This is a genomic window from Veillonella sp. 27098_8_77, from assembly GCF_041431535.1.
Taxonomy (GTDB): Bacteria; Bacillota; Negativicutes; order Veillonellales; family Veillonellaceae; genus Veillonella.
On the sequence record NZ_JAPVXW010000011.1, the window covers coordinates 66275 to 77313 of the forward strand.

General features: G+C 39.0%; 11 protein-coding genes. All 11 read left to right on the plus strand.

Annotation, left to right across the window (positions count from 1 at the left end; translation table 11 throughout):
- Positions 1-53: 53 nt before the first annotated feature.
- Positions 54-254, plus strand: coding sequence for a helix-turn-helix domain-containing protein (locus O3617_RS07495; protein ID WP_227041857.1), 201 nt, complete (start codon positions 54-56; stop codon positions 252-254).
- Between the two features lie 87 nt (positions 255-341).
- Positions 342-1283 carry a Dyp-type peroxidase gene (locus O3617_RS07500; RefSeq protein ID WP_009661599.1) on the plus strand — a complete coding sequence of 314 codons (942 nt, stop codon included), beginning with the start codon at positions 342-344 and terminating at the stop codon, positions 1281-1283.
- A 139-nt stretch (positions 1284-1422) separates the two neighbouring features.
- The gene (gene thrC / locus O3617_RS07505) at positions 1423-2922 is read left to right on the plus strand and encodes a threonine synthase (RefSeq protein WP_371449385.1); all 1500 of its coding nucleotides are present in this window, start codon (positions 1423-1425) and stop codon (positions 2920-2922) included.
- 75 nt (positions 2923-2997) lie between these two features.
- Positions 2998-3885, plus strand: a complete 888-nt coding sequence (locus O3617_RS07510; protein ID WP_371449387.1) for a DMT family transporter — start codon at positions 2998-3000, stop codon at positions 3883-3885.
- A gap of 109 nt (positions 3886-3994) precedes the next feature.
- Positions 3995-5689 carry an ATP-dependent endonuclease gene (locus O3617_RS07515; protein ID WP_371449402.1) on the plus strand — a complete coding sequence of 565 codons (1695 nt, stop codon included), beginning with the start codon at positions 3995-3997 and terminating at the stop codon, positions 5687-5689.
- 120 nt (positions 5690-5809) lie between these two features.
- Positions 5810-6277, plus strand: a complete 468-nt coding sequence (gene mscL / locus O3617_RS07520; protein WP_371449388.1) for a large conductance mechanosensitive channel protein MscL — start codon at positions 5810-5812, stop codon at positions 6275-6277.
- Between the two features lie 180 nt (positions 6278-6457).
- Positions 6458-7450, plus strand: a complete 993-nt coding sequence (locus tag O3617_RS07525; protein ID WP_371449389.1) for a 2-hydroxyacid dehydrogenase — start codon at positions 6458-6460, stop codon at positions 7448-7450.
- A 45-nt stretch (positions 7451-7495) separates the two neighbouring features.
- Positions 7496-9184 carry a glutamine--tRNA ligase/YqeY domain fusion protein gene (locus tag O3617_RS07530; protein ID WP_371449391.1) on the plus strand — a complete coding sequence of 563 codons (1689 nt, stop codon included), beginning with the start codon at positions 7496-7498 and terminating at the stop codon, positions 9182-9184.
- A 49-nt stretch (positions 9185-9233) separates the two neighbouring features.
- Positions 9234-9860: a hypothetical protein gene (locus tag O3617_RS07535; RefSeq protein WP_371449393.1), complete on the plus strand. Its 627-nt coding sequence runs from the start codon at positions 9234-9236 to the stop codon at positions 9858-9860.
- Between the two features lie 109 nt (positions 9861-9969).
- Entirely contained in the window at positions 9970-10557 is a 588-nt protein-coding gene (locus O3617_RS07540; protein ID WP_009661585.1) for a DUF3793 family protein, read from the plus strand.
- Positions 10558-10567: 10 nt separating this feature from the next.
- Entirely contained in the window at positions 10568-10987 is a 420-nt protein-coding gene (locus O3617_RS07545) for a flavodoxin (protein WP_287523851.1), read from the plus strand.
- The last annotated feature ends 52 nt before the right edge of the window (positions 10988-11039 follow it).

An 11039-nucleotide genomic window follows, 5' to 3' on the forward strand; every position in this document is an offset into this window, starting at 1 on the left:
ATTGCCTTTGTGTTATCCGTTTATAATCTATTAGTAATATTAGGAGTACTATAATGAAACTAGAAGATGTAATGACTACACAAGAGGCGGGAGAGAGATGGAATGTACCAGCTGACTCTATTAAGCAATGCTGCTTAAAGAGATATGCAAATAAACAATTTACCGATGATGAAGCTAGAAAGTCGGGTAGGAATTGGCTTGTAACCCGTCAAGGGATGGAGCGCCTATACGGAGAGGAAATAAACTCTAAATAAAACTATCTAGGTACATATATTATAGACAATAAGTTATTAATTGCGTATAATTGATATATAGTAGTATTTCTCATTAGGAGGCCCAAAATGGCAGTAGATGTATCTAGAACACAAGATGTATATAAAGATGCGGGTCAAAGTGTCAATTTCACAACATTATTATTAAATCGCAAAGATCGCGATGCAGAATTAGAAGTAATTCAAGACATGGCTGATCGTATTCAAGCCATTAAACGTTCTGTTAGTATTCGTGCTAATGGCGAAGGCTTGGGTATTGCTTTTGGATTTAGCCGTAAAGCATGGGATTATTTATTCCCTAATGCACCTGTACCAAAAGAGTTAGAAGACTTCCAAGGTATTAAAGGTGATAAACAAGACGTGCCAGCTGTAGCGGCTGATTTGTTCTTACATGTACGTTCTAATGATGAATCTGTTACATACACTGTAGTGGATCAAATCATGGAATTCTTGCGTCCTGTTACATCTGTAGTTGATGAAACTCATGGTTTCCATTATGAACAAGGTCGTGCTATTATCGATTTCGTTGATGGTACAGAAAATCCTGTAGGCCAAGAAGCAGTAGAATGGGGCGTTATCGGTGATGAAGACCCTGAATTCACTAATGGTTCTTATGCATTTGCACAAAAATATGAACACGATCTTGATGCTTGGCGTGCACTTCCTACAGAAATGCAAGAAAAATTCATTGGCCGTCGTAAATTCAGCGATATTGAATTGGAAGATGATGAAAAAGATCCAGCAGCTCACAATGTAGTAGCTCAAGATAACCGTGACGATGAAGAACATAAAATCGTTCGTATGAATGTACCATTTGCACAACCTGGTCAAGGTGTGCGTGGCACATATTTCATCGGCTATGCTCGTTACTGGGATGTAACGAAAACAATGCTTACAAACATGTTTACTCAAAACGATAAATTGCTAGATTATTCTAAACCTATTACAGGCATGTTATTCTTCATCCCATCCCTTGATACATTGGATGCTATTGCAGAGGGCGAATTATAATCGTTGTCTTTTGTCGATATATGTAATGATAAAATAATATGCAATAAAATCTATAGAAAGCGCCCCTTTGGGGGTGCTTTTATGCTATAATGAGAGAATATTATTAATTCTGTAGAATTTTAGTTTGTAGAGGTTGCCCATGAATTATACAAGTACACGTGGCACTGTTGCCGTAAATGAAACATATGCATTATTACATGGTTTGGCAGAAGATGGCGGTTTATACGTACCAGCTTTATTCCCAACGAATTGCTTAAACTATAACGACATTAAAGATAAACCGTACCAAGAGGTAGCTGCTGTTGTATTAGCAAAATTATTCCCTTGCTTCTCTGAAGCACATCTTAAGGAAATGATTAACTCCGCTTACAGCGATGCAAATTTTAGTACTCGCGATATTGCGCCTTTACATTCCTTACTTGAAAAAGTATCCGTATTGGAATTGTTCCACGGCCGTACACAAGCATTTAAAGATATGGCGCTTTCACTATTTCCATATTTATTGGTAGCAGCGAAAGAAGCAGAAGGCGAAGATAAAGAGGTTCTTATCTTGACGGCTACATCTGGTGATACAGGCAAGGCGGCCCTTGAAGGGTTTAAAGATGTACCTGGTACGCATATTCAAGTATTCTATCCAACTGATGGCGTTAGCCCTATGCAAGCAGAACAAATGCAAAAGCAAGAAGGCGCTAATGTTAACGTAACAGCTATTCATGGTAACTTTGATGATGCTCAACAATTTTTGAAACGTTTATTCGTCGATGCAGATACAGCAAAAGAAGTAGCCGAAAAAGGCGTTATGTTCTCCAGTGCGAACTCCATCAATATCGGTCGTTTGGCACCGCAAGTGGTATACTATGTGAATGCGTATGCTGAACTTGTTGCACAAGGTGCTATTCATGAAGATGAAGCATTTAATGTAGTGGTTCCAACAGGTAATTTTGGTAATATATTGGCTGCTTACTATGCTAAAAAAATGGGTATTCCTATCGGTAAATTGATCTGTGCATCCAATCAAAATAACGTGCTTACTGATTTCTTTAACACTGGTACATATGATATGAATCGTCCATTCTATACGACGATTTCTCCGTCCATGGATATTCTTGAATCCTCTAACTTTGAACGTTTCTTGTACTATATTTCCGGTGAGGATAGTGAACGAACGGCTCAATGGATGAAGGATTTGAAATCCACCGGCAAATTATCCGTTAATGAAGAAGAATTTAAACGTGTGCAAGCTAATTTTAGCGGTGCTTATGTAAATGATGAGGAAACAAAGGCGATTATTGAGCAAGTGTATAACTCTTATGGCTATTTAATGGATCCTCATACGGCTGTTGCGATGGGCGCGTATATGAAAGAATTAGAAGCTCATCCAGAAGATGGTGCGCGTCATACGATTATCGCATCTACGGCGCATCCATTTAAATTCCCAACACCTATTTGTGAGGCTCTTGATATTAAGGTTGGTTCTACGCCTTATGAAAGCTTAGATAACATCTCTGCTGTAACCGGTGTAGCATTCCCTAAACAATTGGCTGCATTAAAGGATAAACCATTGCGCTTTACAAAATCTATTGACAAAGAAAATATGAAACAAGAAATTCTAGACTTTGTCGATACATTCTCTAAATAATATGATACCGCCTTTCTTCTGAAGGGCGGTATATCTATGTGTAGAAATTTTTAGTATTAGCTGAAGGGGAATAGAATGGCAAGAAAAGGTTTGATTTATGCGCTTCTTTCGGCACTCTTGTTGAGTACGATGAATCTCTTCGTCAAAATGTTGGGCTCGAATATCCCATCTGGGGAAATAGCATTTTTTAGAGGCTTTGTTGGTACCGTAGCTGTATTAATCGTCATGTATATGAAGGGAATCCGCTTTTCTAAAGAGGACCGTGGATTACTCGTAATGCGAGGCCTCTATGGCGGCTTTGGTATGGTGTGTAACTTCATCGCCTTGGTACATATGAAAATGTCCGATGCGACCATCCTATTTCAAACATCGGGAATCTTCGTATTTATCTTTAGCGCTTTTTTCTTAAAGGAACGCGTTCCAAAGGGGGCTGGTAAATGGCTTATCTTAATCTTCATAGCCGTAATGGTTATGGTTAATCCATTTAGCTATGGCGGATTTACTTGGTATGCCTTAGTTGCCATCTTAGGTGCAGCGTTATCGGCCGCTGCGTATACAACGATTCGATCTATTAGTAAGCATGGTAAGCATAGTAATTTTGAAATCATGGCTTATTTCTTGATTACCGGTATGATTGCAGGCCTTGTGACAACCGATGGATTTGTAATGCCTCAAGGTCAGGAATGGCTTATCATTGCAGCAATCGGCGGTATTACTGTAGTAGCACAATTCTTCTTGACGGGCGCCTTTGTTACAACAAATGCTGTTGTAGCCCAATTCTTGCAATATGTAGGCGTCTTTATTAGCTCTTTCTATGGATTTTTATTCTTTGGTGAAAGTCTATCCATTGAAACTGTGGGGGCTGGCATTGCCATGTTTGTGGCGTCCGTTATGTTGGCACGATTAAAAGAGCAAGATGGACCTATTCGGGCAGGCAAAATTACAGAGGGAAAAACAAAATAAATGTCGAATACTATATAAGTAGTATTGGTGCATAATCAAGATGCGACCATCAATTAGGGATATCATTGTATGGTTGCATCTTTTTGTATATTGTAGGAGTGTGATGGCTATGTTTATGGAGTGGATTAAAATTGAGAATTACCGTAATCTCGTAGATATTGAACTGCACTTTCACAATGATATCAATTACTTCGTAGGCGAAAATGCAGTGGGGAAATCCAATTTTCTTGACCTCTTAGAGCAAATGATGAATGTACGCGGTTTTCAAGAAAGTGACTTTGCTGATGTACGTAGACCGATACGCATTGAGTGTAAAATGTCCTTTTCTGAGCTCTCTACATCTTTTCAGGATATGATTGGTCCAGAAGATGGTATGTATCTACGCCTTGAACAAGTGGTACAAGAGGTATATCCACGACTCTATAAGGTGGACGGAGAGAAAATGACACCAGTACCTTTGTCTATGTTGCGCCATACCATATATATGTGTCATCGCGATACATCGGAAGCGGAACTCTATTCCATTCCTACATCGGTGTATATGGAATTGGGGAAAAAGCTTGTTACCTATTTACCTAAGACTGGATTGACATCAGATGATGCTATCGCATTAGATAGTTTTGTCAATGTAAGAATGGGGCTTGATCCCGAATGTGTTCTTAATATACAGCGCCTTGTGGAATTGTTAACATCCTCTACAGAGGCAAATTTAATACGCAAGTATTCCATAGATAATGTACGACTGATTATGGCCGTTGCACTCAAGATTCTGGCTCAAATTTATATGAAGGTGCATAGCGCATCGACTAATCTAGAGTCCCTTCTTGTATACGATAGTGAGGGGCGCCGATTTTTACCTGTCTTTATCAGCGTAGATGAGCCGGAATTGCATTTAAGTCCCTATTTACAACGAGCCGTATTGAACTATTATCGCCAAATTGCGACCAATGAAAATGCTGAATTTTTAGAATTAATTAAACAGTTATTCCACATTGATGGCCTATTGGGCCAATTGTTTGTAGTAACTCATAGTACGGATGCATTGGTAGATGATTATCGTCATATTATACGCATGTATCGTGATGAGACAGGGCTCGTTCGCGCTGCTTGCGGAGTGACATTTAAGTTTGCTAGGGAAGTAGAAAAACATTTAATTATGCATTTCCCTGAGGCGAAGGAAGCCCTTTATGCACGCTGCATTATTCTCGTAGAAGGAGAAACTGAATATGGCAGCTTTGCAGGAATGGCAAAGAAATTAAATGTAGATTTTGATTATTTTGGTATATGCCTTATCAATGCACGTGGAGAATCTTCTATTAGTAAACTCCATAAATTATTTAAAAGCTTTGCTATTCCGACGGTAGCACTCTATGACCGAGATGTAATGGATAAGCATAGCAAGTATCACGCTAATGTGTTTTACACGAATGAAATCTGTTTTGAAATGGATATAGTATCCCATTTGATTCGACATCATCATCGGGATATATTGGATAGCATTATTCACGATATTATCGATACAGGGCGTGGTATGGTAACAAAGGATATGGCCCGCCGCGGGTTTGCCAAGTTGGGAATTGATGATCACCAAGTGGTACAACGATGTTTGAAAAATATTAAAGCAAAGGATATAGATACTTTGTTGGCGTATTATTTCTCTTGGTTTTATAGTAATAAAGGTGTTATTGTAGGCCGTAGAATTGCCTATTATATACCTAAACATATGATTCCACCAGCCTTTATTGCGGTTATTGAAAGGGCTAAAGTCTTATCTCTAGAATCATCTATTATGAAAATAGGATGATAAGTATATCAAAAAGTTTCGATAAACTATATCGAAAAATCTTGACATGGATGCAGTTTTCTTTTATGATTAATGAGGTTAATTTTTCCGAACGGTTTTAAGTGTGAGTAGGAGTTAAACATGAAGGAATTTATTAAAGAGTTTAAAGAGTTCGCTTTTAAAGGGAACATGATGGACCTCGCTGTAGGTATGATTATTGGTGCAGCTTTCACAGCATTAGTGAATTCTGTAGTTAGCAATTTATTCATGCCATTGATCAGTTTGTTCACTGGTGGTATTGATTTCAGCAATCTATATTTGCCATTGAGTGAAGGATCTAAGGATGCATTTATGAATGGCGCTGATATTGCAACAGCTCGCGCTGCCGGTGCTGTATTGCCTTACGGTACATTCATTACGGATCTTATTCAATTCTTAATTTTAGCATTTGTTGTATTCTTAATGATTCGCGCGTTGACGAAGTTGATGCAAAGTGCTAAGAAAGAAGCTGAAGAAGCACCAGCAACTACAAAAGAATGTCCATTCTGTAAAACAGAAATCAATATTGATGCAGTTAAATGTCCTAACTGTACATCTGATTTGAAATAATCAGTATATGCTAAAAGAGTTCTAGAAGCCCCTTGCTTTTAGAACTTTTTTTGTCTATAAATACTTATGAATTTTGGTAAATTTTCGATTATAGGATACAATATAGATACATACATTTTTGGTTGTAAATCATATGCTGTGTTAGCATTAGAAACTATATAGAGAAGGGATGAAATCATTATGGAACGTAAACCATTAGTTGTAGTACCAGGCTTAGTACGACGCGATGCCATCGAGTATTTAAAAGAGCATGTGGATGTACGTCAATGGACGGAAAAAACTAAAATGCCTAGAGAGGTTTTAAAAGAATGGTTACGCGATGCCGATGGCTTATGGTCTATCAATTCTATATCGGTTGATGCGGACCTTGTGAAAGATGCGCCTAATTTAAAGGTCATTGCACAGGCATCGGTAGGCTATGATAATGTGAACATTGATGAACTTACAGCTGCGGGAATTCCTTACGGAAATACGCCAGGTGTTCTCAATGAAACGGTGGCAGAACTCGCTTTTACATTGATTGCTACAGCAAGTCGTCGCATTTTAGAAAATGTTAATTTTGTAAAAGAGGGACGTTGGGCACAAAGACCTTCTAATATCAAAGGTTTTGATTTGAGTCGTCGCACATTGGGTATTATTGGTATGGGTGCCATTGGTGTTTCCATTTCTCGACGCGCTCGTGCCTTTGGTATGACCGTTGTATATCATAATCGACATCAACGTAATGACGATAAATTGTATAGAACGACGTATATGGAATTAGATGATCTACTCGCTACGAGTGATGTGGTATGCATCATGGCACCACTTACGGATGAAACTTATCATATGTGCGATGCCGAGTTTTTTAAGAAAATGAAAAAGACCGCATTGTTCGTCAATGTAGGTCGTGGTGCCATCGTCGATACAGATGCACTCATCGATGCCCTTAAAAATGGTGAAATCGATTATGCTGCGCTCGACGTAACAGATCCAGAACCACTACCAGCAGATCATCCATTATTGTCCATTGATAACTGTTTAATCGTTCCTCATATTGGTTCTTATACAGATCGTACGCGATATGATATGTCCATGTTGACAGCGAATAATATCATTGCTGGTGTTCATAAAAAACCTCTACAAACATGTGTTAACGAAGAGGTGAATTATAAAATGTGCGGTCCTATATAAAATATGGTAAAATAAAAGAATATTTATCGTATGGAGGTTGTAACGTTGGAACATAAAGATACTGAACAAACTGTAGCTCCTGAAGAAGTTGTATCCATTAACTTTATCGAAGCTGAAATAAATAAAGATAATGAAGAGGGCGTATACGGTGGCCGTGTACATACGCGATTCCCACCAGAACCAAATGGTTATTTACACATTGGTCACGCTAAGTCTATTTGCCTTAATTTTGGCTTAGGCGAAGAATATAAGGGCTTAACAAATTTACGTTTTGATGACACAAACCCTGAAAAGGAAGATGTGGAATATGTAAATTCCATTAAAGAAGACGTGGAATGGCTTGGATTCCATTGGGATGGCGACGTACGCTATGCATCTGATTACTTTGGCAAAATGTATGATTATGCTAAAAAGCTTATCACTTTGAGTAAAGCTTATGTAGATGATCAAACAGCAGAAGAAATCCGTCAAACGCGTGGCGATTTCTCTACGCCAGGTACAAACAGCCCATATCGCGATCGTTCTGTAGAAGAAAATTTAAAACTCTTTGAAGAAATGAAAGAGGGTAAATATAAGGATGGCGAAAAGGTATTGCGCGCTAAAATTGATATGGCAGACCCTAATATCGTCATGCGCGATCCTGTATTGTATCGTATTGTAAATGCTGCTCATCATCGTACAGGCTCTGAATGGAGCATTTATCCAATGTACGACTTTGCCCATCCTATCGAGGATGCTATTGAACGCATTACCCATTCCGTATGTACTTTGGAGTTTGAAGTGCATCGCCCGTTGTATAATTGGGTTCTCGAAGACTGGGAAGACACTGAAAAACCTCGCCAAATCGAGTTCGCTCGTTTAAATGTAACAAAAATGGTTATGTCTAAACGCAAATTGCGTGCTCTTGTAGAAGCTGGCCTCGTATCCGGTTGGGATGATCCTCGTATGCCAACCATTTCTGGCTTGCGCCGTCGTGGCTATACGCCGGAAGCCATCCGTGATTTCTGCGACCGCATTGGTGTCGCTAAGGCAGATAGCACCGTAGATATTGCATTGCTCGAATTCTGTATTCGTGAAGATTTGAAATTAAAAGCACCACGTCCAATGGTTGTCATCGATCCTGTTAAGGTTATTATCGATAATTATCCAGAAGGTCAAACAGAACATTGTGTGGTTGAAAATAACCCTGAAAATGAAGAACTCGGCACCCGTGAAATTATGTTTGGTCGTGAAATTTATATTGAGCGCGCTGACTTTATGGAAGAACCGGTTAAGAAATTCTTCCGCTTGGCTCCGGGAAAAGAAGTGCGTTTAAAAGGCGCTTATTTCATTACTTGCCAATCTGTTGTAAAGGATGAAAACGGTACCATTACTGAAATCCATTGTACCTATGACCCTGAAACGAAGAGTGGTAGTGGTTGCACCCGTAAGGTAAAAGGCACATTGCATTGGGTTGAGGCTTCTACGGCTGTAGATATTGAAACTCGTTTATATGACTACTTGCTTAAAGAAGAGTCCGATGGTAAAGACTTCTTGGCTGATTTTAATCATGAATCGTTACAAGTTATGCACAGTAAAGGTGAAGCAAGCCTTGCCAATACAGTTCCTGGCGATAGATTCCAATTCTTGCGCCAAGGGTATTTTGTAACTGATAAAGATAGCACTGCCGATCATATTGTGGTAAACCGCATCGTAGGTTTACGTGATACATGGGCAAAACAACAAAAGAAATAGTTGTGATTATACCGCCCCTTAATGGGGCGGTTTTGTTTAGGAGAAAACTATGAAATCAATGATAGCTTTAGCTCTCGCTGGTGTTGTAGCGATGAGCACACCTGTACTTGTTGATGCGGCTAATATTAATGCTAGTAAATATGCCGCTGCATATGGAACGTATAATGGTATGAAACTTAACGAAGGTGTTACAATTTATGCCAATACGCCAAAAGCGTTGTTCGCTGGTGCAGGTAAAACCGATGTAAAAACTGCCCTTATACAAGCCGGTGCCAGCCGTGCCGAAGTATATACGCTTAACGTAAAACGAGAAAATGAAATGAACTACGCTGTATTTGCGAATGTGGTCGTAGGTGGTAAACATAATCTTGTTAACACCAAGCATGTGAGCACTGATACCAGTGATGTCGGTAATTTGGTGGCATCTATCAACGGAGGTAAAGCTACTGAGCTAGGCCAATACCAAGTGGTGACACCTTTGGCTAAGCATAATAAAACATATGTAGGTGCACTAAAATATACAAGTAAAGATAATAATAATTCTTATAATGAGATTCTTCATGTTGCTGTTTCTGAAAGTAAATACGAGGGCCCTAGTGTGCGATTTATCGCTATAGATGAAGAGAGTGATGCTAAGGTATTTCCTCGTGTGAGCAACTTGCTAACTGGTAAATAATAAATAATTATTGAAATAAGTTATCAATTATCTTGACAATATTTCTCATCAAGAGTACTATGTGTATATAGTAATCAATCTCAAGTAATGAGACGGATTCTATATAGATATGCAACAGGCAGGTACGACTATGATGGATTCAATTGACAATATCATTGGATTTCATTGTGCACCGGCAATTCGAGGCATTAAGGTCTCGAATTTGGTTTCTATTCCACGGGACATGAATGAACAAATCCAATTCGTTTTGACTGAATATAATAAAGAGTTTAATGAAAAGGGTTTATTCTTCTTTGAATTATGTCGCTGTAAAGCACGTAGACTACTATTGGTGTTCCGTGAAACACAATTACGAGACTATGTACGGCAACCTGCGGTGATGACATTTTTGAAAGCCTACGGTTATCAAGATAGTATGAGCATTATGGAGATGCTTGAACATTTGCGATATCGTATGGAATCAAGCGTTGATTTCCCTCATGAAATTGGTGTGTTCCTTGGATATCCATTAATGGATGTGAAGTATTTTATTTCTCGTCGCGGTAATGGATACTCTATGTGTGGTGAATGGAAGGTTTACCACGATGTAGTAGATGCACAACGCTCTTTCCTATGTTACAAAGCATGTCGTGAATTTTGTCAAACTCAATTGATGTTGGGAAAAACATTTAGTTCATTGGTCGCAAGAACGGCCTAGGAGGTACAAGATGATTGGTGTAATTTTTTGGTCCGGTACAGGCAATACAGAAAAAATGGCTTATGAAGTAGCTGAAGGTATCAAAGCTGCAGGTCAAGAAGTAGAAGTAAAATCCGTTTCTGAAGTATCTGTTGATCAAGCAGCAGCTTACGATAAATTGGCTCTTGGTTGCGCTGACATGGGTGCTGAACAATTAGAAGAAGGCGAATTCGAACCATTCTATACTGAATTAGAAGGTAAATTGAGTGGTAAAAAAGTAGCAATCTTTGGCTCCTATGGTTGGGGTGGTACTTGGTTAGAAGACTGGGGCACTCGCATTAAAGATGCTGGCGGTGAATTAGTAGCTGACGGCGTAGCAATCTTGGGTGAACCTGATGATGACGGCAATGCACAATGCCAAGAATTGGGTAAAACATTAGCTAACGCATAACATCTTCATATTATATAAAGACTATAGCGATGGATGTGACATCGCTATAGTC